Genomic DNA, 21,153 nt, shown 5'->3' with positions numbered 1-21,153 from the left:
GATGCGGTGAACGTGTTCTTCCGGAAAACTTTACCAAGCCAATGGCCTAAGTTGAGAGACTTTATATCCGATGACTTCCATATCATCGATCCGAGAAATTTCCGGGTTTTGATGTAGGCCGGGTATATTCAACTTTTAAGCGCCAATATCGTCGACGAGACACAACTTAAGCGAGAATATAACAGCCGATACGAGTTCGCCTCCAAGGCGCTGTCGGAGGCCGAGGGCGAGGGCCGGCTGAGCTTCGTGCGCACGCCCGATTGCTCGATCCTGATAGCCGACTGCGCCTTCCACGAGGATCGCCACTACGAGGTGAGCGACGGCGGCCGCGTTCGCTTTCACTTCAATTTCGACGTCTCGATCGAGAGCCGCGCCAACGAAACGGCGGTGGCCGAGATCGTCGACCACAGCGCCGGCATCCTGATGATGTCGCCCGACCAGATGATCGTCGACCGCGTGCCCCGGCGGCGGCACCAGCACTTCGTCACCATCGCCTGCGATCCGCGCTGGCTGGCGGACTTCTTCAACCTGCGCCTCCTCGACCATGTCGACACGGGCGACGGCGACGGCAGCCCGTTCCTCTACAGGGAACTCACCTTCACCCAGCCGATCCGGTCGGTGATCAACGCCCTCGCCTCCCAGCCGATCGACGGGCTGGGCGGCGCCCGCATCGCCACGCTGGCGCAGAAGGCGCTGCTGCTGTCGCTGGAAAGCCTGGTCGAGGACCAGCGCCTGAGGCCGACGCGGCTGTCGCCGTCCGACATCTCCGCCATCGTGCATGCGCGCGACATCCTGATCGAGAACCTCGCCGCCCCGCCCAACATGCAGAAGCTAAGCCGGCTGGTGGGCATCAACCGCACCAAGCTGCAATATGGCTTCCGCGACATGTTCGGCATGTCGGCGATGCAGTTCTCCGAGAAGCAGCGGATGGAGCGCGCCCACGCCCTATTGCTGGAAACCGACATGTCGGTATCGGCCATCGCGGTCGAGCTGGGCTACGAGCACCCCTCGAGCTTCTCGACCCGCTTCCGCCATTACTTCGGCCGCTCCCCGCGCCTCATCCGCATCCAGCGCTAAGGCAGTTCCAGCAAAAGTGGGTACCGGTTTTGCGTCCGGAACTGCGTCTTGGCAACGTCACCCGATCAGCAGGCTTGCCGCGATCGTCCACATGATCACGGCGATGGCGCCTTCGAGGAGGCGCCAGGCCGTCGGCTGGGCGAAGATCGGCCGGAGCTTGGCCGCCCCGTAGCCGAGCGAGAAGAAGAAGGCGAAGGACGAGGTCATGGCGCCGAGCGCGAAGGCCGCCTCATGCCCCGGATACTGCGTCGAGATGGTGCCGAGCAGCACCACGGTGTCGAGATAGACGTGCGGGTTGAGCCAGGTGATGGCGAGGCAGGCGAGAAGCGTCGGCATGAGCGGCGTCGCCCCGTTGCCGCCGCCGACATCCAGCGCGCCATGCGACTTCAGCGCCGACATCAGGTTCTTGAAGCCGTAGAACCCCAGGAAGGCGGCGCCGCCGAACCGCATCACCGGGTCGAGCCAGGGCAGCACGGCGGCAATGCGCGAGAAGCTGGAAACGCCAAGCACGATCAACGCCACGTCGGACAGCGCGCAGGTCAGGCAGACGGCAAACACGTGCCCGCCCCTCAGCCCCTGCCGGAGCACGAAGGCATTCTGCGCGCCGATGGCGACGATCAGGCTGAGGCCCATGCCGAGCCCGGCCAGATAGGGTGAGAAATAGGCCGAGAAATCCACGCGCCGCCCCCGTTCGATGCGCCTCCCTAACCGCGCCGACCGGTTTAGACAAATTAAAGCTGCTTACCAAGGATTAGCCAGACTAACCACTGCGAAGCGGCGCCGCCCGATCCCGAGCTATGAGCAGCGAGAGGGATCAGGGAAAGTGGAGCGCGGAAGATCAGGCTTGGTTTCTGGAGCACGATATCGGCGGCTCGCTCCGTTCTGCCCGAGGTCCTCGCCTGCGCAAGGATGACAGATTTATATATAGGTATAACAATCGGTTAGATGGAGCCCCCCTTTCATCGCACTGCCGTTTGCAACGCTTGCCGCTCCGCTCATGCGGCATCAAGCCGTACGGCGCACTCCAGCTATCTCCCGCTTCCATCACGCTGTCATCCTTGCGAAAGCGAGGACCTCAGGCAGGATGGGGCGCAACGCCAATATCGCGCTCCCGAAAACCGAGCCAGCATGGTTCTCCGCGTTCCGCTGTCTCTTATCCTCTCGCCGCAGATGTGTGCACGCCATAGGGCGAAGGCCGCTCGAATTCGCGTGCGAGTTCAAGCGGCCTTCGCCAGGATGACTGCGTGATACGAAGGGCGACAACGATCCGCCGCTCGCGAAACTCCTCGCAGGCTGCTTACGGCAACACGAGGACCGCGAGCGACACCACCGTAAGGGCACGCAACCGCTATCCGATTGTTTCCCAAATATAATGCTGTCATCCTGCGCGCAGGCGCAGGACCTCAGGCAGGATGGGGCGCAACGCCGATATCGCGCCCCCCAAAACCGAGCCAGCCTGATGCGCCCCCAGCCCATCGTTTCCCGACGCGCCAATGCCCGTTGCTTTGACAGGCTGAACCGGCGGGACTAGTCTACCCTCATCGGCCGGGAATGGAGCGTCCCGGCAACCGCCTCGGCGCTGATAGCTCCTGCGAGCGAGGGACAGATGGTCCGTCGCGGCAGGGCACCGTTCGAACCCGCCGACGGCGGGTTTTTTGTTGCCCCACGCATCGGCCGGAAAAGTGGATACCGGTTTTAGGACAACCGATGCGCCGACATAAACCAAATCGGCGGGGCGCGGCCTCGCCGGATGGAGGGGGTCGATGAACGTCTTGAAGATCGCCCAGCCGAAGATCATCGTCGCACTGCTGCCGGAACCGGAGACGGTCGCCACCTGCCTCGACTGCGCGCTGGCCGCCGCCGAGGATTTCGACGCCTCGATCTCGGCCATCCACGTCGGCTTCAATCCGAAGTTCGCCTTCGTGCCGCCGGAGGAAATCGCCATCCAGCAGTTGCGCGAACTGAGGGAAGGCACCGTTGCCGACCGCCTCGCCCGCACCAGGGTCGCCTTCGAGGCCTGGCTCGCCGACCGGACCGACGCGCCGGTCGGCTGGAAGAGCGAGGAGGGCGACGTCGAGGAGCTGGTCGCCCGCGAGACCGCCCACGCCGACCTCGTGGTGATGGCCAACCCGGTGCGCCTCGACGGCCGCGACGCCTTCCACGCCACGCTGTTCTGGTCGAAGCGCCTGTTGCTGGTAGCGCCGCCAGACCCGAAGTCCGGCCCGCGCCCCGAGCGTGTCATCGGCCGCCACATCGTCGTCGGCTGGAAGCCGGGCGAGGAGGTGAAGCGCGCGGTGCACGCGGCGCTGCCCTGGCTGACGCGCGCCGGCAAGGTGACGGTGATCTCGGTCGAAAAGCCGGGCGCCGACTATCAGGCTTCGGCCCGCGCCTTCTTCGCCGAGCTCGACATCCCCGCCGACTGCATCGAGCTCCGGCGCGAACCGGGCAGCGTCGGCCTGCAACTGCTCGCCTCCGCCGACCGGCTCGGCGCCGACAGCCTGCTCATCGGCGCCTTCAAGCACGGCGCCCTGTGGGAAGCGATCCTCGGCGGCGTCACCCGCGACGTTCTCGCCGCCGCCCGCATCCCCGTCTTCATGATGTGCTGACGCGCCCGTAGACGGCGTCGCGGATCTCGGCCGGGAAGGCGCCCGACATGCCCTCGAAGGCGGTGTTGGTGAGCGCCACCACCGTCAGCGCGTTGGCCCGGTCGACGAACCAGCTGTGGCCGTAGGCGCCGCCCCATTGCAGCGTGCCCGCCGCCTGTGGCGTGCCGGTCGGCGCGGGGTCGACCAGCACCGCCCAGCCGTGGCCGAAGCCCCAGCCCGGCCCCTGCGTCTCAGCCTCCGTTCCGACCTGATCGCTCGCCATCCGCTCCACCGTCTCGGCGCGGAGAATGGGCGCGCCGCCCGTGCGGATCGCCTCCAGGAAGGTCAGCACGTCGCCGGCCGTGCCGGCCATGCCGGCGCCGCCCGACGGATAGGACGCCGCATCGAGGATGCGCGACGGCGCGAAGGTGGCAACCGTGTCGAAGAACGGCACCCGCACGCCGTCGGTCATCGCCACCGGCTCGGGAGTGCCGTCGGCGTAAGGCTTGGCGAGCCGCCCGGCGTCCCGCACGGAAAAGCCGGTGTCGGCGAGCCCGAGCGGCGCCGTCACCCGGTCGCGCACGATGTCGGCGAGGCCCCGCCCCTCCACCCTCTCCAGCACGCCGCCGAGCACGTCGAGGCCGAGCGAGTAGCGCCAGCCGGTGCCCGGTGCGAAGGCGAGCGGCGCCGCCGCGAGGCGCGACAGGTTGTCGTGCAGCGTGAGGCCCGGCTGGTCGAGGCCGTCCGACACCTTCAGCCGGTGATAGGCGCTGTCCGCCGGCTCCAGGAAGCCGTAGCTGAGGCCGGCGATGTGCGTCAGCAGGTGGCGGAGGCGGATCTCCGGCACCGTTCCGTCGGGCAAGGCGGGGCGGAAATCCGGCAGCCAGGCCGTCACCGGCGCGTCGAGGTCGAGCCGGCCCTCCTCGACCAGCCGCATGGTCGCCGCCGCCACGATCGGCTTGGTGATCGAGGCCAGGCGGAAGATGGCGTCCTCGCGCATCGCCACCCCCGCCTCGCGGTCGAGATGGCCGGCGGCGCGGCGGTGGACGATGTCGCCGCCCTGGGCGACGAGCACGACGGCGCCGACGATGCGCCGGTCGGCCAGAGCCTTGTCGATGGCCGCATCGATGCGGGCCGGGGAAATACCGGAGAGACTCATGCCGGGCAATCCTCTATAATCACAATGACCATTCCTGAATAACCCATTCGAGGAGGTATTTCCAGAGTGATCGTTGTGAAAAATGGAGAACCGTCCTCGCGGCGCGGCCGGCCGCGCTCCTTCGATCGCGACGCGGCGCTCGCAAAGGCCGTGGAAACCTTCTGGCGGCACGGCTACGAGGGCACGTCCATCGCCGACCTCACCGGGGCCATGGGCATCACGGCGCAAAGCCTCTATGCCGCCTTCAGCTCGAAGGCTGATCTCTACCGCGAGGCGCTTTCCTGGTATCAAACGCACGTCGGCAGCCTCGGCGCCGACCTCGGCGAGGAGAGCGACGTGGTCGCGGAGATGGCGGCCCTGCTCGCCGGCTCGGCCCACGCCTTCACCCGCCCCGGCCGGCCGCGCGGCTGCATGATCTCCACCTCGGTGCTGACCTGCGCCGTCGAGAACGAGCCGATCGCCCGCCACGTCCAGGCCCTGCGCGGCGCCTCCATCGACAGGCTCAGGGCGCGCATCGAGCGCGGCATCGCCGAGGGCCAGCTGAAGCCGACCACCGACTCCCAGGCCCTCGCCCGCTTCATCGGCGCCATGATCCAGGGCATGTCGGTGCAGGCGCAGGATGGCGCGTCGGAGGCCACCCTACTCACCATCGTCGACCACGCCGTCGCCGAGATCGCGCGCCACCGCGCCTGACCACATCCGTTGCCTCCGGCGGCCGGGCGGGATTAGATGAGCTGATCCATTGCCGCTCAGTTCAGCCGGGCTAAACCGATGATCGACTATTCCGCCGCGCTGGCCGTCGCCGCCATCGTCCGCACCGGCAGCTTCGAGAAGGCGGCGCGGGCGCTCACCGTCACGCCCTCGGCCATCTCCCAGCGGGTGCGCCTTCTGGAGGAACGGCTCGGCGCCGTGCTGATCGAGCGCGGCACGCCCTGCACCGCCACCGAGAAGGGCGCCTGGCTCTGCCGCCACGTCGAGCTGGTCGGCATGCTGGAAAGCGATCTCCTCGAACGCCTGCCCGGCCTCGGCGACCCGCTGTCCGGCCCCGTCACCCTCGACATCGCCGTCAACGCCGACAGCCTCGGCACCTGGTTCATGCCGGCCGCCGCCGCCTTCGCCGAGCGCTCCAAGGCGCTGCTCCGGATCGCCGTCGACGACCAGGACCACACGGCCGACTGGCTCAGGCGTGGCCACGTGGTGGCCGCCGTCACCTCGCTGTCGAAGCCGGTGGCCGGCTGCAAGGTCAGCCCGCTCGGCCGCCTGCGCTACCACGCCACCGCCAGCCCGGAGTTCATGGCCCGCCACTTCCCGGACGGCGTCACCGCCGAGGCGCTGGCCCGCGCCCCGGCGCTCACCTTCAACCAGAAGGACTGTTTGCAGCAGGACTGGGCGCGCCAGACGCTGGGCGCCACCGACCCCGGCCCCACCCACTGGCTGCCCTCGACGCAAGGCTTCGTCGAGGCAGCCCTCCTCGGCATGGGCTGGGGCCTCAACCCGGTGAGGCTCGTCGAAGGCCACCTCGCCACCGGCCGCCTCGTCGAGCTGGTGCCCGGCGCCAGCCTCGACGTGACGCTCTACTGGCAAGTCAGCCGCCTCGTCTCCGGCCAGTTCCCCGAACTGACGCAAGCCGTGCTGGACGCGGCGCGGCAGGCGCTCGCCTGACCGGCCGGACGCCTCCACCCCCGTCAGGTTCCGCCCGAAAGATCGAAATCCGCCGCCCCGTCTCAGAACGCCAGTTTGGCCTGGAAGCTGCCGGCGATGCCCTCGCGCTGGCCGACGAAGCCCTGGAGGCCGAGGTCGATGGAGAGCGGCAGGTCGTCGGAGGGTTTCAGCGTCAGGCCTGCCTCGAGAATGCCGGTGTCGCCGGCCATCGACGGCGCGTCGATGGCAAGCCCGTTGGTGCTGGCGCGGGCCTTGCCGTCGAACTCGTGCTCCCAGGCCGCGCCGGCATAGGGCGTGACCTTGTTGGAGAGGGCGTAGGAAACGCGGGCGCCGAGGCGGGTGCGCTCGGAGTTCACCGCCTCGAAGTCCACCGTCTCGCCGGTGGTGAGCTGAGCGCTGTCGCTGCCGAGCCTCGACCAGATGTACTTGCCGCTGACATCCACCGTCATGGCGTCGCCGAGGTTCCAGACGTAGCCGACGGCGGCGCTGAGGCCATAATAGAGCGAGGACGTCTCGTAGCCGGCCGCGACGCCGCCCGAGGTCAGGTCGCCGCTCGAGTAGTTGTTGTTGGCGACGCCGATGCGGGCCGAACCCTCGGCATAGGCATGCCCCGGCCCCATCGGGCGGAAATCCTGGTGGCCGAGCAGGCCGCCGCCAACATAGTGGCTGTTGCCGTGGCCGCGCACGTCGCCCGAGGCGAAGCCGTTGAAGGTGTCGTAGTTGCCGCTGCCGAACTCGGCGAAGGCGCCAGCCGTCAGCCGGCCGATGGACAGATCGATGCCGCGCGACAGGCCGGCCACCAGCGACACGCCGTCGACGTCGACATGCGAGCCGGTGTTGGTGCGGATCGAACCGCCGGACACCGCCGCGAACGGCGACCAGTCGGCCCTGGCGCCGCCGATGGCGTTGGCCATGCCCTTGCCGGCGGCGAGATCGGCGCCCTCGTTGACCAGCGACGCCCCGGAAACGAAGCCCTCCGACAGCGCCTTGCTCTCGTCGGTGACAGTGGGGGCCGACGAAACGGTGGCGATGAGGTCCGTCGTGGTCGCTGATATGTCGAACACGTATTGCAGCGTCACGCCCTGCATGCCCGTTCCGGTCGCCGTGCCGTTGAGACCGGCGGCGGTGGTCAGCGTCCCGGCGTGGATCAGCTTGACGCTATCGCCCACGGCAAGCGCCGACGACGCGCCGTTGATGCCGACATTGATGACGGACGACGCGCCGTTGCCGTCGGTCAGGTTGGCGATTCCGCCCACCGTCAGCATGGTGCCGTTAGCGGCGAGCGTCGTCGGCAGATAGAAGTTGAGATACTTGAAGTTATCCAGAGTGCCGACGGTGAGGCCGGCTATCTTGAGGTTGAGCGTGTTGCCCGAGAACATGTCACCCGCGCACGCCAGCTGACACAGGCCGCCAGACAGGTACATGTTGCTGTTGTTGAATGTCGTCGTCGCCCCACTGATCGTCACCGTGTTGCCCGTGGCCGATCCCGTGTCGGAGATGCCACCGATGAGCATGTTCGAGGCGAAGGTTCCGCCGCTGATCGTCACCGTGTTGCCCGAGGCAGCCGTATTCTGGGAAAAGCCGCCGGCGATGGCGTCCGCACCGAAGGTTCCGCCGCTGATGTCGACAGTGTTGTTCTCGGCATTGCCTGTACTGGCCAAAAACACATGACCGCCGATGACGTCTCCCATGATGGTCGAAGTGCCGGAGATGATCACCGCGTTGGAGCTGGCGCTCCCCTGGTCGGAGTAGCCGCCGTAAACGTTCTGGCCAACGGTCCCGCCCGAAACGGCCAACACGTTCGAGTTGGCGACGTCATCCGCCGTGGTGGCATCAACGTATCCGCCATAGGCGTTCTGGGTGATGTTGGCGCCGGGCAAAAGGCTCAATGTGTTGTTGCTGGAAGAGGCCGAGGTGTCCAGCGTCTCCGCACCGGATGAAGAGCTGTTGCCATAGGCGACGGTCTTCGTCGTGCTCACGCTGACATCGCCCGCCCAGGCATGGCCGGCCGGAAGAGATGCCACGACGCCAACCGCCAGCGCCGACGACGCCGCGCAGAGGCAGCCCCGGAGCCGCCGCAAACAGGTTCCACCCACCATGCCCCAAGCCTCCCGCCAGTCCAGCCAAGGGCCCGGCCGAGGTCGGTAGCGGGTCCATGTCCAGTCACTTAACGGAGACACTAAACAACCCTGGCGCTTGTTTCATCAGTATTTTTATCCATTCATGACAGTCTGGCCGTCATCCGAAAGATGCAGGATGGACGCCGCTCACGCCCGGTAGCGCAGGCGGTCGATCACCAGACGCAGCGCCGAACTCACCTGCCGGCGGCCGGAGTAGAACAGGTGGAAGCCGTAGAAGGGCGGGCACCCGTCGTCGAGCACCCGGCGCAAGGTGCCCCCGGCGATGTCGGCGGACACCTCGGTCTCCAGCACGAAGGCGATGCCATGCCCGGTCCGCGCCGCGTCGAGACAGAGGCGGCCCTGGGTCTGGCCGTCAGCCGAGCCGCATCAGAACGCCAGCTTGGCCTGGAAGCTGCCGGCGATGCCCTCGCGCTGGCCGATGAAGCCCTGGAGGCCGAGGTCGATGGAGAGCGGCAGGTCGTCGGACGGCTTCAGCGTCAGGCCTGCCTCGAGGATGCCGGTGTCGCCGGCCATCGACGGCGCGTCGATGGCAAGCCCGTTGGTGCTGGCGCGGGCCTTGCCGTCGAACTCGTGCTCCCAGGCCGCGCCGGCATAGGGGGTGACCTTGTTGGAGAGGGCGTAGGAAACGCGGGCGCCGAGGCGGGTGCGCTCGGAGTTCACCGCCTCGAAGTCCACCGTCTCGCCGGTGGTGAGCTGAGCGCTGTCGCTGCCAAGGCGCGACCACAGATACTTGCCGCTGACATCCACCGTCATGGCGTCGCCGAGGGTCCAGACGTAGCCGACGGCGGCGCTGGCGCCAGCATAGAACGAGGACGTCTCGTAGCCGGCCGCGACGCCGCCCGAGGTCAGGTCGGCGCTCGAGTAGCTGTTGTGGGCGACGCCGATACGGGCCGAACCCTCGGCATAGACATGCCCCGGTCCCATGGGGCGGAAGTCCTGGTGGCCGAGCAGGCCGCCGCCGACATAGTGGCTGTTGCCGTGACCGCGCACGTCGCCGGAGGCGAAGCCGTTGAAGGTGTCGTAGTTGCCGTTGCCATATTCGGCAAAGGCGCCGGCCATCAGCCGGCCGATGGAGAGATCGATGCCGCGCGACAGGCCGGCCACCAGCGACACGCCGTCGACGTCGACATGCGAGCCGGTGTTGGTGCGGATCGAACCGCCGGACACCGCCGCGAACGGCGACCAGTCGGCCCTGGCGCCGCCGATGGCGTTGGCCATGCCCTTGCCGGCGGCGAGATCGGCGCCCTCGTTGACCAGCGACGCCCCGGAAACGAAGCCCTCCGACAGCGCCTTGCTCTCGTCGGTGACAGTGGGGGCCGACGAAACGGTGGCGATGAGGTCCGTCGTGGTCGCTGATATGTCGAACACGTATTGCAGCGTCACGCCCTGCATGCCCGTTCCGGTCGCCGTGCCGTTGAGACCGGCGGCGGTGGTCAGCGTCCCGGCGTGGATCAGCTTGACGCTATCGCCCACGGCAAGCGCCGACGACGCGCCGTTGATGCCGACATTGATGACGGACGACGCGCCGTTGCCGTCGGTCAGGTTGGCGATTCCGCCCACCGTCAGCATGGTGCCGTTAGCGGCGAGCGTCGTCGGCAGATAGAAGTTGAGATACTTGAAGTTATCCAGAGTGCCGACGGTGAGGCCGGCTATCTTGAGGTTGAGCGTGTTGCCCGAGAACATGTCGCCCGCGCAAAGCGCCGCACAGTAGCCGCCGTACAGGCGCATGGCGTTGTTGCTGAACGTCGTCGGCCCGCTGATCGTCACCGTGTTGCCCGTGGCCGACGCCTCCTGGGTGATGCCACCGGCGATGAAGAGGGAAGCGAAGGTTCCGCCGCTGATGTCGACGGTGTTTCCCGTGGCGTCCAGCTTACTGCCGCCGCCAAACAGATAGGCGCCGGTCCTGACAAAGTTACCGCCACTGATGGTCAGGCTGTTTGTGAAAGCGCTCCCCGTCTGGGAATTGCCACCGCCCACATACTCGACATCGAGGCTCCCCCCCGTGATGGTGACGTCGTTGTCGGTCGCACCGAGCTTGGAAGAGCCACCGTATAGGCTAGAGCCTCTCACATCCGCGCTGCCGCCGATCGTGACGCTGTTCTGCGCCGCCGTGCCATTCTGCGATTGGCCGCCATACACGTCGCTACGGATGACGGCATTCTCCCCGATGGATACCGCGTTGCCACCGGCCAGACTGCTTGTGGAACGGCCGCCATAGATGTTGTTCGAGGTGTGGGCGCTGCCCTCGATGGTGACGGTGTTGTTCTCGGCCTTGCCGGTCGTGGCCGACGCCGCGCGACCGCCGTTGACCTCTCCCGTGATCGTCGAGGCGCCCGAGATGGTCACCGTGTTGGAGCTGGCGTCCCCCTGGTCGGAGTAGCCGCCGTACGCGTTCTGGCCAACGGTCCCGCCCGACACGGTCAACCCGTTCGAGTTGGCGACGTCATCCGCCGTGGTGGCGTCCGCATACCCGCCATAGGCGCTCTGGGTGATGTTGGCGCCGGTCGCAAGCCGTACCGTGTTGCCGCTGGATGAGACGGAGACGTCGAGCGTCGCCGGATAGCCAGGGTCGCTGTTCCCGTAGACGACGGTCTGCGGCGTGCTCACATCGACATCGCCCGCCCAGGCCTGGTCGGCGGGAACGGATGTGGCCGCAACGCCAAGGACCAGAACGGACGACGCCGCGCAGAGGCAGCCCCGAAGCCGCCGCAAACCAATCACCCTCGCCATGCCCCAAGCCTCCCGTCTGTCCGGCCAAGGGCCCGGCCGAGGTCGGTAGCGCGTCCATGTCCAGTCACTTAACGGATACACTAAACGGCACTAGCAGTTGTTTCATCAGTATTTTTATCGACCAGAAACAAATGGAGCAGTCAGAAGGGCGGCATCCCGGCGCGCCACGCCGGAAGGCATCCCGAACCGGCGAGCGGCCGTCCATTAATCAATCCCAAGGTTGCATTTTCGATTTAGTACGTAGATTTTGCTACGCAAATTCGACGGTTGCACTCAGTGAAAACGACAATCCGTTAACCGTTTCTCCTGCACGATCCGGTCAGCTAGGAGATACCAGTATGGCGCCCCGTTCCGCTTCGACACCCATGCCCCGTGCCACCGCTCGCCCCGCCACCCGGCCGGCCGCGTCGCCGCCGGTCGACCTTGCCGCCACGGTGGCCGGCCTGTTCGAGGCGAAGGAGCCTGACGGACGCATCGCCGATCTGATCGCCGACGGTGTCGACGCCGACGCCTTTGCCGCGGCGATCGAAGCCCACATGGGCACCGCCCTGCCCGCCCTGGTGCGCCGCTCGGCGCTGTCCTTCGGCCGCGCCGGCGCCGCCTCGGACCTCTGCCTCGCCTACGCCCGCGTGACGACGGCGCTGGAGCGCGCCGTGGCCGAGCGCCGCCGCCGCGCCGAGGCCGAGGCGCTGGAGGGCTGCTACAGGCGCAACACCATCGGCCGCCTCGCCACCACCATTTCCGACGTCAACGCCATGGCCGTGGAGCTGTCGGGCCTGTCCTACAACATGGGCGACCTGACCAGTTCCTCGCAGGCCATGGCCAGCTCCACCGCCGAGATGGTCGCCTCCATCGGCGAGATCTCCCGCGCCAGCCACGAGGCGCTGGGCGAATCCCGCAACGCCTCCGACGCCGCCGTCAAGTCCGCCGCCGCGGTGGAGAAGCTGCGCGGCGCCATGGGCAACATCAGCGCCACCACCGACGAGACCAAGGCCAAGGTCACCGAGCTGGCGGCGGCCTTCGACCAGATCGCCGAGACGCTGAGCGTCATCGACACCATCGCCAGCCAGACCAACCTGTTGGCGCTCAACGCCACCATCGAGGCCGCCCGCGCCGGCGAGGCGGGCAAGGGCTTCGCCGTGGTCGCCTCCGAGGTGAAGGTGCTGGCCAACCAGACGGCCGCCGCCACCGAGAACATCAACGCCCGCATCGAGAGCATGCGCCACGTCATCGAGGGCATGACCTCGGCCATGGCCAACACCAACGCCGCCGTCGGCACCGGCGAGACGGTGATCGACGAGGTGTCGGCCGCCATGAGCACCATCGGCGACCGCGTCGGCACGGTGCTGACGCGCATCGATTCCATCGCCGCCGTGCTGGAGGAACAGCAGGCCGCCAGTGCCGAGATCGCCACCGCCGTCGACGCCGCCGCCTTCCTCGCCAAGCACAACCAGGACCTCCTCAGGCAGATGGCCGACAAGATCGAGGCCAGCAACAGCCGCAACACCGAGGAGTCGACGCGCCTGTTCACCGACATCTCCAACCCGGCCCTGCTGCTCGAAGTCGCCAAGATCGACCACGTGCTGTTCAAGAAGAAGGTGATCGACACGCTGCTCGGCTACGACAGCCTGCAAAGCGCCAAGCTGCCCGACCACCACTGCTGCCGCCTGGGCCTCTGGTACGACAAGGTCACCGATCCCAAGATCAAGACCACGGCCGAGTTCCGCGCCATCGAGCCGCCGCACGCCCGCGTCCACCAGGAGGCGGCCGAAACCCTGAAGCTGTTCGAAGCCGGCCGCACCAAGGACGCCCTCGCCCACCTCGCCACGCTGAACGAAGCCGGCGACGAGGTGTTCAAGCGGCTCGGCGACCTCGGCCAGACCGCCTTCGCCTGCGACTAACGGAAAGAGCGGCTGGGGGGCCGGCAAAACCGGGCACCGGATCGGCGCCCGTCGCCTCTGCTGACACGCCCTGGCAAGCTCCCGGACGATACCGATAAGGTATCGTCATCCGAGGAGATTGCATTGAAACTCTTCATGTTTCAGTTGGGCGGGAATTTCAGGAACTCGAACGTCGAGTTGCACGACATTCGCTTTTCGATCGGCGAAAAGCCCGAGGATTGCTATGCCGACCTCCGGGCGCAGTGGTGGGGCGATCAGGCCAAGCTGCACGTCGACTGCTGGGGCGCGGTCGAGCAGGCCGACGGCCATGACGTCACCCTCACCACCGACGCCCACGCGGCAACCGCCGACCGCCTGTTCTTCGTCAACCTCGGCGGCTACGACCCGGCCAAGTTCACCGAGTTGCACAAGAACGTGCTGATCGTCGCCCCCAACGCCGACACGGCCAAGACCCGCGCGCTGGCGCTGGTGAAAGGCTGGGCGCAGCCGCACAAGGACAAGCTGTTCGAGGTCGACCAGACCCTCGACCTCTCCAACGCCCTCCGCCACTACGGCTGCTTCCTCCGCCTGACCAAGGCGAGCGAGGAAAAGCCGTTCAAGTTCGTGGCGGACTACATCCGCATCGACAAGGCTTGAGGATGCGGGGGCGGAGAGGCGGGCGCGATATCTTTCTCGGGCGACCAGTGATTGACGCCCGGGTTGACCAGCGGGATATTGCCGGCATGTCAAAGACACCGACCTCATTTCCCGTTGATCGTGACAACGCGCCATCCCCGGCAGACGACGCTCCATGCAGCGAGCGGGCGTCTGCATTGGACCCGTTGCACTATGACGCCTTCGCCGCCGCCCTCGAGACTCCCCCCGCTCCCGGTCCAAAACTGATTGCCCTGCTACGGCGCGTGCCCATGTGGCAGAAATAGCGTGTCACGTCCCTCGGACATCGCGCCGTGACTAGCCCTATACAAGCCTCGCGCCCCTTCCTGCCCGAGGTCCACCTTGCATTCGCACACGAATGCAAGCGGCCTTCGCGCAGGATGACAATCTATGCATATGTTTCAATTATATAATTTCGTCATCCTGCGCGAAGGCGCAGGACCTCGGGCCGAAAAGGGCAAGGCGCCGATACCATTCTCCCGCCCACCTTCGACCGCGCCCAGCCTCCCCCTCGACACCTCCCCTCCCCTCAATTATCTATAATTCATGAGCACGGCGAAGTCGGACACCATCTCCACGCGGATCAGCAAGACGCTGGCCGACCGGATCATTTCCGGCGCCATTGAGGCCGGCGCGCGCCTGAGGCAGGACCATGTGGCCGAGGAGTTCGGCGCCAGCCATGTGCCGGTACGCGAGGCCTTCCGCCTGCTGGAGTCGCAAGGGCTGGTGGTGAGCGAGCCGCGCCGGGGCGTACGGGTGGCCGGCTTCACGCTGGAAGAGGTGCGCGAGGTGGCGGAAATGCGGGCGGCGCTGGAGGCGCTGGCGCTGCGCAAGGCCTTCCCGCATATGACGAAAGCCATTCTCGACACGGCGGAAGAGGCCAACCGGGCCGGCGACCGGGCGCGCGACGTCTATGCCTGGGAAGAGGCCAACCGCACCTTCCACCGCATCATCCTGGCGCCCTGCGCCATGCCGCGCCTTCTCAAGGCCATCGACGATTTGCAGGTCGCCAGCGCCCGCTTCCTGTTCTCCGGCTGGCGGGCCGAGTGGGAAGCGCCCACCGACCGCGACCACCGCGCCATTCTCGACGCCCTCAGGGCCGGACAGGCCGATGTGGCCGCCGCCGTGCTCACCCGGCACGTCCAGACGATCGGCCAGAAACGGCCGAAATAGAAGGCTTTTCACCCTCCCGCCCGCTGCCATCCACCGACGCCTGCGCTTGGCTCTTGCCAAGACCGTATATCTGTGGACTCCTTTAGCGATAGATTCTCAAAATTATCTATAATTTCGCCAAAGGAGAAACAGGATGAGCAACACTCCAGCGAGCCGCCCTGAAAGCCCCACTGAAAGCCCCACTGAAAACCGCCGCATGCAGGCTGCCCGCGCGGCAGTGGCCGTCGTCGCTGGCGCGGCGCTGATGACGCTGGCCGCCAAGGTTCATATCCCCTTTTGGCCGGTGCCGATGACGCTGCACACTATGGCCGTCATGGCCTTCGCCGTCGCCTTCGGACCGCGCCGCGCCACGGCGATCTTCCTCGCCTACCTCGCCGCCGGCGCCGCCGGCCTGCCCGTCTTCTCCGGCTCGCCCGAGCGCGGCATCGGCCTTGCCTACATGGCCGGGCCGACCGGCGGCTATCTCCTCGGCTATCTCGTCGCCTCCGGTCTGGTCGGCGCGCTGGCCGCCGGGCGCGGCCCGGTGGGGCGGCTTCTGGCCATGCTGGCCGGGCTGGCGCCGGTCTATGGCTTCGGCCTCGCCTGGCTCGTCGCCTACGTGCCGGCCGAGCGGCTGATCGCCCTTGGCCTTGCGCCCTTCCTGCTCGGCGACCTGATCAAGATCGCCCTCGTCGCTGCCGCCTCGGCGCTGACACCCAGCCTCATCGCCCGCTTCAGGGGGATCGGCCAATGACCGCCGCCGACGGAACCCTCCGCCACGACTGGACGGTGGACGAGATCGCCACTCTGCACGAGCTGCCGCTGCTGGAGCTGATCGGCCGGGCCAACGCCGTCCACCGGGCGCACCACGACCCCAACCGGGTACGGAAGGCCAGCCTCCTCTCCATCAAGACCGGCGGCTGCCCGGAGAACTGCGGCTACTGCCCGCAGTCGGCCCATCACCGCGAGGTGGACCTCACCAAGGACCGGCTGATGGATCCGGCCAAGGTCGTCGCCATGGCGGCGACGGCGCAGGCGGCCGGCGCCGAGCGCTTCTGCATGGGCGCCGCCTGGCGCGAGGTGCGCGACGGCGCCGAGTTCGACGCCGTCATCGACATGGTCAGTGGCGTCCGCGCCCTTGGCATGGAGGCCTGCGTCACCCTGGGCATGCTGAAGCCGCACCAGGCCGAGCGCCTCGCGGTGGCCGGCCTCACCGCCTACAACCACAACCTTGACACCAGCCCGGAGTTCTACGGCGAGATCGTCACCACCCGCACCTACGAGGACCGGCTCGCGACGCTCGCCACCGTGCGCGCCTACGGCATCGACCTCTGCTGCGGTGGCATCATCGGCATGGGCGAAACCGTGCGCGACCGGGCCTCCATGCTGGCCGTGCTCTCGGCCATGACGCCGCACCCCGAAAGCGTGCCGATCAACGCGCTGGTGCCGGTCAAGGGCACGCCGCTCGCCGACCGGCCGCCCATCGACCCGCTGGAGCTGGTGCGCATGGTGGCCACCGCCCGCCTCGTGCTGCCCGCCTCCACCGTGCGCCTGTCGGCCGGCCGCTCGGCGCTCAACCGCGAGGCGCAGATCCTCTGTCTGGTGGCCGGCGCCAACTCGCTGTTCTACGGCGACACCCTGCTGACCACGCCCAATGCCGACCTCGGCGAGGACGCCGCGCTGTTCGCCGCCATCGGCGAACGGCCGCATGCCTGCCCGCTGCGCGACCGCGAGACGGCAAGCCCTGCCTGCCGCCGCGCCGTGGGGTGACGACGCGGGGCGCGGCCGGCTGGCGCCCGGCCTCCGCCCGTGCTACCTCTGCACCATGGACAACCGCTTCGCCCCCGCCCTGTCGATTATTCGCGCCATCGAGTGACGGTGGGCGCTGCGACTTGTCCTTTTGCAAGCAACCCGCCCGCGAGGCGGGTTTTTCGTTCCGTCTCCGAGCCATGACTGGAAGACGAACATGTCCGAGCACGAGTTGAAACGGCTAATCGAAGCGGCCGACCGGGCGATCACCGCCGAGGACTTCGACGCGTTGATGGAGTTCTACGCCGAGGACGCCGCGCTGGTGGTCAAGCCCGGCATGGTGGCCACCGGCCAGCCCGCCATCCGCAAGGCCTTCGTGGCGATCGCCGCCCATTTCAAGAACGCGATGACGGTCCGCCAGGGCCGCATGGAGGTGATCGAAGGCGCCGACACCGCCCTGGTGCTGATGGAAACCCTGCTCGACATCGCCGGCCAGCCCGACCCCATCGTCCGCCGCGCCACCTACGTCTTCCGCAAGTCGCAGACCGGCCGCTGGCTCTGCGCCGTCGACAACTCCTACGGCACCACGCTGCTGGATGGCTGATAGAGAGCCGGGGCGGTGTAGGAAGACCACCTCCCCTTGCCCCGACAACCCACAGCCCCTCACCCCAGCAGACGCTATGTTAACGATTCCAATCACTCCGCCACAAATGTTCTTGTTTTGTACCAAAAAAGCTGACAGACATAATCATCGACACGGCCCATACCACAAACTCGGCAATGCGCTAAGTTAGCCAACCAAGTGGCTGCAGATAGGTACACAACCACCTTTAATCTGTTGAAATAACTCTAAAAACGCAACGATCGACTGCACGACCTAGACACTACGTGGTACTCTGCACAAGTGCTTACGATCGACTAGGAAAGTTGGCTTGAGATGAGAGATGACAGGCAAGATAGTGGCCTGGCTGGACCAGCGGCGCTCGTTTCATATGGCTTCCCTCAGACCGTCACACGGCACACGAAGCGCCTGATGAGCTCTTCGTACACCGTCGTCGATCTTTTCTGCGGAGCAGGCGGGCTGTCTGAAGGATTTCGTCAAGCCGGCTTCAAAGTGCTTGCTGGAGCCGACAACGATCCGGATGCCATGGCAACTTATGCCCGCAATTTCCCGGAAGCACAGTCAATTACCGGAGACATCCGAACCCCGTCGGTAAAAGGCAGAATTCTGGAGGCCGCCCGTAAAGCAGACTTCCTCATGGGAGGTCCTCCGTGCCAAGCGTTCTCCCAAGTGCGCAACCATACCCGTATGATTGATGACCCGAGAAATGCTCTATATCGAGAGTTTGTCGATATTCTTGGAAAGGTACAACCTTCCGCTTTTCTAGTCGAGAATGTAACCGGCATGGACCAGATGGGCGTCCGCCAACAGATAGAAGCCGATCTTAGCCTTGAAGGGGAGTACACAGTACGCTCCCAAGTTGTCGACGCAGCCGATTTTGGTGTACCCCAGACTCGTAAGCGGTTACTTTTTCTGGGCGTGAAAACATCAACGAGGTTACAGCCGCCAATCCTCGCAGGTTCGGAAGCAACCCACGCAATTACCTTGGCGCGGCTCACCGGCGCTCACCGGCCGCAATATCAGCTTGCAATACATGGCGGCCTTCAAAATATCTTGGCAAAAGAGGCACTCGCCAACCCTGATGATGTCGCAGTTGTTAGCGCTTCAGATGCAATTAGCGACTTGGCGGGACTTCAAATTGGCAATCGCACCGATGAGTTGACCTACGACGGGCTTCCCCCTCCGAACACCGCATATCAAAGAATGATGCGTGAAGGAGCAGGTCTGTTTGTCAGCAACGTTCAAGTGCCGCGCCTAAATCCCGATACACGCCTTAGGTTGCTAGATATTCCGCCAGGAGGAAACTACCGAGACCTGCAAGAACAGCTAACAGACAGATACCTTACCGGTCACAAATGGGGCCAGAGTAACGGAACAGGAAAGCTGTCACGCAAGCATTTTTACGCCTATCGCCGTCTTCACCCCGACATTTGGGCTTGGACCCTCAATACAAAAGCGGACTCTGTCTATCATTACAGTGTGCCGCGCGCCCTTTCGGTGCGTGAGTTTGCGCGTATCCAATCATTTCCAGACAGATTCGTTTTCACCTCGGACCCCCGCTCCGGGATGATTGAAGGCCGCCACGACGGAGGGCCGGCACATTCACGCTATCGTCAGGTCGGAAATGCGGTTCCCCCCCTTCTAGCAAAGGCGGTAGCCTCCCGTATCTTGGCGGAGCTGCTTTCCCAAGAGTTCGATGAGAGAAGCTATGCCTGAGTGGGAGGAGCCCGTTTCAACTGTTACAGATGGAGTCGCGAAAGACGAAGCTGTAGCTATCAAACGCGCTTTTGGCGCTGAGAACAGAAACCGCCTGATTGACGTCTACTTTTCAGAGCACGCAAATGGCTCGATAATTGCAGCCAATGCGTGGGAGCATGTTTATCGCCTCCTCCTTTGGGTAGACCAGACAACAGGACTCGGACACTGTTACGAGAGTGATAAATGCCAGCCAGGCCGCCCCTGGTACGGGCGTTCTCTTGCGTTTCACGACTGGGTTTCAAGCGCACTTAAAGTCAGTCCTGAACAATTAGCATTGCACCTTGACTGGTTGTTTCTCCACGCCTCAGAAAACTTGGCGGCCTACGTATTGAGGGAAACCAGCAAGCTCTCGGCCAAAGTTGAAGCTCAAAGAGCACCTTACAAGGGTAAGGGACTACCTAAGCCCGGAGAAGACCCCGAGTTAGTCAGCATCGTTCAGAGCATAATAGGTCCTCATCTCGGATCTGACCCCCCAAAAGAGATTTGGAACCAACTTGTTCAGCGTATAAGGCAGTACCTCAACCTCGAAAACAAGCGGAAGAATCTTGTCGGAGAAGGATTCGAGGACGTTTTAACTCATATTATTCGTAGGACATGTAAACGTGCAGGCCTAGAGGTGCACGCAAGAAAGGCGCTTCATGACCTTCCTGGTTTCAATCGTGCACGCGTTGGAGAGAAGCCAAACAAGGTGGATGTAGCCGTAATTCATCCCACCTTCAGAACTCTAGTTACGGCGAAGTGGAGCGTGAGAGCTGACCGCGAGAAGCAGTTTGTTACCGATTTCACAGATTACATAAGTGCTGAGTCAGATCGAAAGCCATTTGATTACGTCTTCGTAACTAACGAATTCGACCCCGCCAGGCTCGCGCGGGCATGCGAACAGTTGGGCGGAAATGCCCCGATGTTCAAGTTCGTTGTACATATAAGCACTGACGCCCTAAGAGCGACATATGGAGCAAGTGCAGGACTCCCCTCAGAGCCCTCGATGAGGAGAGTACTTAAGTTTATTGAAGATGGAAGATTAGTAAGCCTGAGCCAGTGGCTGGAAAAGCTAGATGGCTCCTCGGGAGCTTAGAGTGTTGGCCGCCCCAGGTGTATATGCGAATGTGCGCGTTGTGGCCGCCCCCTACTCCGCCGGGCTGCCGAACCGCGCCACGCAATGCCAGACGCGCTTCAGCGACTGCCAGTCGGCGCGGCCGTCGCGGCGGGCGAGGCCGATGTCGCGCGGGGTCAGGATGCCGTCGTTCATCAGCGCCGCCGCGAGGTCGGCGAATTCCTGGCCGCGATAGGCGACGCAGTCGGCCACGCGCGCCGCCGGCATGCGGAAGCCAGCGTGCCATTCCACCGGGCAGGCGAGCGTTGCGGCGACGGCCTCGATCTCCGTGCCCCGATAGCAGGCGTCGAGCACCAGCGCCTCCACGTCCTCGCCGAGGGTGAGCGGACCGTGAACGTGCGCCTCGACATAGTCGTCCAGCACGTCCGTCGACGCCCGCTGCCGCTCGGCCAGCGCCACCAGCCCCATGCGATCGGCGACGCCGAAGTGGGCGGGGCTGTAGCAGCTGTCGGGGTAGCAGAAGGTCGTCCGCTCCAGCACATGCGGCCGCAGCCGCAGGTGGGCCGAGCCGAAGCGCGGCGAGCCGCCCGTCGCCCGGCCCCGATAGTTGAGCGCCCCGTATTTCGGCCGCAACGCCGGGTCGGCCCCGTCATAGGCGCCGCCGAAGATGCCCTGCTCCCACAGCCAGCGCTCGCCGCCCGGATGGGCCGTCAGCCCGCCGTTGCTGATGCCGGTCTCGAACTGCGACCGATAGACGCCCTCCCGCGCCAGTGCCTCGATCACCCACCGCCCCTGATGCAGCGCATCCGGGTGGAAGTTGATGGTGACGGCGGCCGGCCCGGGCAACGGCCCGCCGAGCGACTTGTCGCGGACATGGGCGAGGGCGGACGCGATGGGGGACGAGGTCAT

The 21,153-nt window shown here is 65.6% G+C and carries 17 protein-coding genes and 1 pseudogene; 12 read left to right on the top strand and 6 right to left on the bottom strand.

Annotated features, from left to right (window positions below):
- The first annotated feature begins 246 nt into the window (after positions 1-246).
- Positions 247-1,077 carry a helix-turn-helix transcriptional regulator gene (locus tag QQZ18_RS21080; RefSeq protein ID WP_284542952.1) on the top strand — a complete coding sequence of 277 codons (831 nt, stop codon included), beginning with the start codon at positions 247-249 and terminating at the stop codon, positions 1,075-1,077.
- A gap of 57 nt (positions 1,078-1,134) precedes the next feature.
- Here QQZ18_RS21080 and QQZ18_RS21075 read toward each other — a convergent pair whose 3' ends face one another.
- The gene (locus QQZ18_RS21075; RefSeq protein WP_284542964.1) at positions 1,135-1,710 is read right to left on the bottom strand and encodes a LysE/ArgO family amino acid transporter; all 576 of its coding nucleotides are present in this window, start codon (positions 1,708-1,710) and stop codon (positions 1,135-1,137) included.
- A 1,130-nt stretch (positions 1,711-2,840) separates the two neighbouring features.
- Here QQZ18_RS21075 and QQZ18_RS21070 point away from each other — a divergent pair.
- Positions 2,841-3,683: a universal stress protein gene (locus tag QQZ18_RS21070; protein WP_284542951.1), complete on the top strand. Its 843-nt coding sequence runs from the start codon at positions 2,841-2,843 to the stop codon at positions 3,681-3,683.
- Here the strand turns inward: QQZ18_RS21070 and QQZ18_RS21065 are convergent.
- Positions 3,670-4,821: a serine hydrolase domain-containing protein gene (locus QQZ18_RS21065; protein WP_284542950.1), complete on the bottom strand. Its 1,152-nt coding sequence runs from the start codon at positions 4,819-4,821 to the stop codon at positions 3,670-3,672. The two genes, QQZ18_RS21070 and QQZ18_RS21065, sit on opposite strands and share 14 nt — an antisense overlap.
- Before the next feature lie 66 nt (positions 4,822-4,887).
- Between QQZ18_RS21065 and QQZ18_RS21060 the strand changes: the two genes are divergently transcribed.
- On the top strand, positions 4,888-5,514 hold the full coding sequence (locus QQZ18_RS21060; RefSeq protein ID WP_284542949.1) for a TetR/AcrR family transcriptional regulator: 627 nt from the start codon (positions 4,888-4,890) through the stop codon (positions 5,512-5,514).
- Positions 5,515-5,592: 78 nt separating this feature from the next.
- A complete protein-coding gene (locus QQZ18_RS21055) occupies positions 5,593-6,483 on the top strand; it encodes a LysR family transcriptional regulator ArgP (RefSeq protein ID WP_284542948.1) in 891 nt (296 codons plus the stop codon).
- 62 nt (positions 6,484-6,545) lie between these two features.
- Here QQZ18_RS21055 and QQZ18_RS21050 read toward each other — a convergent pair whose 3' ends face one another.
- From QQZ18_RS21050 to QQZ18_RS21040, 3 genes and pseudogenes are all read right to left on the bottom strand, one after another.
- Positions 6,546-8,582 carry an autotransporter domain-containing protein gene (locus QQZ18_RS21050; protein WP_284542947.1) on the bottom strand — a complete coding sequence of 679 codons (2,037 nt, stop codon included), beginning with the start codon at positions 8,580-8,582 and terminating at the stop codon, positions 6,546-6,548.
- A 168-nt stretch (positions 8,583-8,750) separates the two neighbouring features.
- Positions 8,751-8,948: pseudogene (locus tag QQZ18_RS21045) on the bottom strand (LysR substrate-binding domain-containing protein); the annotation flags it as partial.
- Positions 8,949-8,990: 42 nt separating this feature from the next.
- A complete protein-coding gene (locus tag QQZ18_RS21040) occupies positions 8,991-11,354 on the bottom strand; it encodes an autotransporter domain-containing protein (RefSeq protein ID WP_284542946.1) in 2,364 nt (787 codons plus the stop codon).
- Positions 11,355-11,692: 338 nt separating this feature from the next.
- On the opposite strand from QQZ18_RS21040, the gene QQZ18_RS21035 reads away from it, so the two are divergent.
- The 8 genes from QQZ18_RS21035 to QQZ18_RS21000 all read left to right on the top strand — a co-directional run bounded on the left by QQZ18_RS21035 (position 11,693) and on the right by QQZ18_RS21000 (position 20,265).
- Positions 11,693-13,255, top strand: a complete 1,563-nt coding sequence (locus QQZ18_RS21035) for a methyl-accepting chemotaxis protein (RefSeq protein WP_284542945.1) — start codon at positions 11,693-11,695, stop codon at positions 13,253-13,255.
- 123 nt (positions 13,256-13,378) lie between these two features.
- Positions 13,379-13,891, top strand: a complete 513-nt coding sequence (locus QQZ18_RS21030) for a DUF1543 domain-containing protein (RefSeq protein WP_284542944.1) — start codon at positions 13,379-13,381, stop codon at positions 13,889-13,891.
- Positions 13,892-14,455: 564 nt separating this feature from the next.
- Complete coding sequence (locus QQZ18_RS21025) at positions 14,456-15,082, top strand: GntR family transcriptional regulator (protein WP_284542943.1); 627 nt, start codon at positions 14,456-14,458, stop codon at positions 15,080-15,082.
- 133 nt (positions 15,083-15,215) lie between these two features.
- Positions 15,216-15,815, top strand: a complete 600-nt coding sequence (locus tag QQZ18_RS21020) for a biotin transporter BioY (RefSeq protein ID WP_446728693.1) — start codon at positions 15,216-15,218, stop codon at positions 15,813-15,815.
- Complete coding sequence (bioB, locus tag QQZ18_RS21015; RefSeq protein WP_284542942.1) at positions 15,812-16,831, top strand: biotin synthase BioB; 1,020 nt, start codon at positions 15,812-15,814, stop codon at positions 16,829-16,831. The genes QQZ18_RS21020 and bioB overlap by 4 nt, the downstream gene beginning before the upstream one ends.
- 196 nt (positions 16,832-17,027) lie before the next feature.
- The gene (locus QQZ18_RS21010; RefSeq protein ID WP_284542941.1) at positions 17,028-17,414 is read left to right on the top strand and encodes a YybH family protein; all 387 of its coding nucleotides are present in this window, start codon (positions 17,028-17,030) and stop codon (positions 17,412-17,414) included.
- A gap of 429 nt (positions 17,415-17,843) precedes the next feature.
- Positions 17,844-19,148 carry a DNA cytosine methyltransferase gene (locus QQZ18_RS21005; protein WP_284542940.1) on the top strand — a complete coding sequence of 435 codons (1,305 nt, stop codon included), beginning with the start codon at positions 17,844-17,846 and terminating at the stop codon, positions 19,146-19,148.
- Positions 19,129-20,265 carry a hypothetical protein gene (locus QQZ18_RS21000; RefSeq protein WP_284542939.1) on the top strand — a complete coding sequence of 379 codons (1,137 nt, stop codon included), beginning with the start codon at positions 19,129-19,131 and terminating at the stop codon, positions 20,263-20,265. The genes QQZ18_RS21005 and QQZ18_RS21000 overlap by 20 nt, the downstream gene beginning before the upstream one ends.
- Positions 20,266-20,316: 51 nt before the next feature.
- Here QQZ18_RS21000 and QQZ18_RS20995 read toward each other — a convergent pair whose 3' ends face one another.
- The gene (locus QQZ18_RS20995) at positions 20,317-21,153 is read right to left on the bottom strand and encodes a DUF3626 domain-containing protein (protein WP_284542938.1); all 837 of its coding nucleotides are present in this window, start codon (positions 21,151-21,153) and stop codon (positions 20,317-20,319) included.

The sequence above is a fragment of the Pleomorphomonas sp. T1.2MG-36 genome, assembly GCF_950100655.1.
Taxonomy (GTDB): domain Bacteria; phylum Pseudomonadota; class Alphaproteobacteria; order Rhizobiales; family Pleomorphomonadaceae; genus Pleomorphomonas.
Note: the sequence above shows the minus strand (reverse complement) of the source record. Positions and strands in the feature narration are given on the sequence as shown.

Excerpts from the sequence above, each read along its gene's own strand:
- QQZ18_RS21075 (WP_284542964.1), bottom strand. The coding sequence starts at position 1,710 with ATGGGCCTCAGCCTGATCGTCGCCATCGGCGCGCAGAATGCCTTCGTG.
- QQZ18_RS21070 (WP_284542951.1), top strand. The coding sequence starts at position 2,841 with ATGAACGTCTTGAAGATCGCCCAGCCGAAGATCATCGTCGCACTGCTG.
- QQZ18_RS21065 (WP_284542950.1), bottom strand. The coding sequence starts at position 4,821 with ATGAGTCTCTCCGGTATTTCCCCGGCCCGCATCGATGCGGCCATCGAC.
- QQZ18_RS21055 (WP_284542948.1), top strand. The coding sequence starts at position 5,593 with ATGATCGACTATTCCGCCGCGCTGGCCGTCGCCGCCATCGTCCGCACC.
- QQZ18_RS21050 (WP_284542947.1), bottom strand. The coding sequence starts at position 8,582 with ATGGTGGGTGGAACCTGTTTGCGGCGGCTCCGGGGCTGCCTCTGCGCG.
- QQZ18_RS21040 (WP_284542946.1), bottom strand. The coding sequence starts at position 11,354 with ATGGCGAGGGTGATTGGTTTGCGGCGGCTTCGGGGCTGCCTCTGCGCG.
- QQZ18_RS21035 (WP_284542945.1), top strand. The coding sequence starts at position 11,693 with ATGGCGCCCCGTTCCGCTTCGACACCCATGCCCCGTGCCACCGCTCGC.
- QQZ18_RS21025 (WP_284542943.1), top strand. The coding sequence starts at position 14,456 with ATGAGCACGGCGAAGTCGGACACCATCTCCACGCGGATCAGCAAGACG.
- QQZ18_RS21020 (WP_446728693.1), top strand. The coding sequence starts at position 15,216 with ATGAGCAACACTCCAGCGAGCCGCCCTGAAAGCCCCACTGAAAGCCCC.
- bioB (WP_284542942.1), top strand. The coding sequence starts at position 15,812 with ATGACCGCCGCCGACGGAACCCTCCGCCACGACTGGACGGTGGACGAG.
- QQZ18_RS21010 (WP_284542941.1), top strand. The coding sequence starts at position 17,028 with ATGTCCGAGCACGAGTTGAAACGGCTAATCGAAGCGGCCGACCGGGCG.
- QQZ18_RS21005 (WP_284542940.1), top strand. The coding sequence starts at position 17,844 with ATGAGCTCTTCGTACACCGTCGTCGATCTTTTCTGCGGAGCAGGCGGG.
- QQZ18_RS21000 (WP_284542939.1), top strand. The coding sequence starts at position 19,129 with ATGAGAGAAGCTATGCCTGAGTGGGAGGAGCCCGTTTCAACTGTTACA.
- QQZ18_RS20995 (WP_284542938.1), bottom strand. The coding sequence starts at position 21,153 with ATGACCTCGTCCCCCATCGCGTCCGCCCTCGCCCATGTCCGCGACAAG.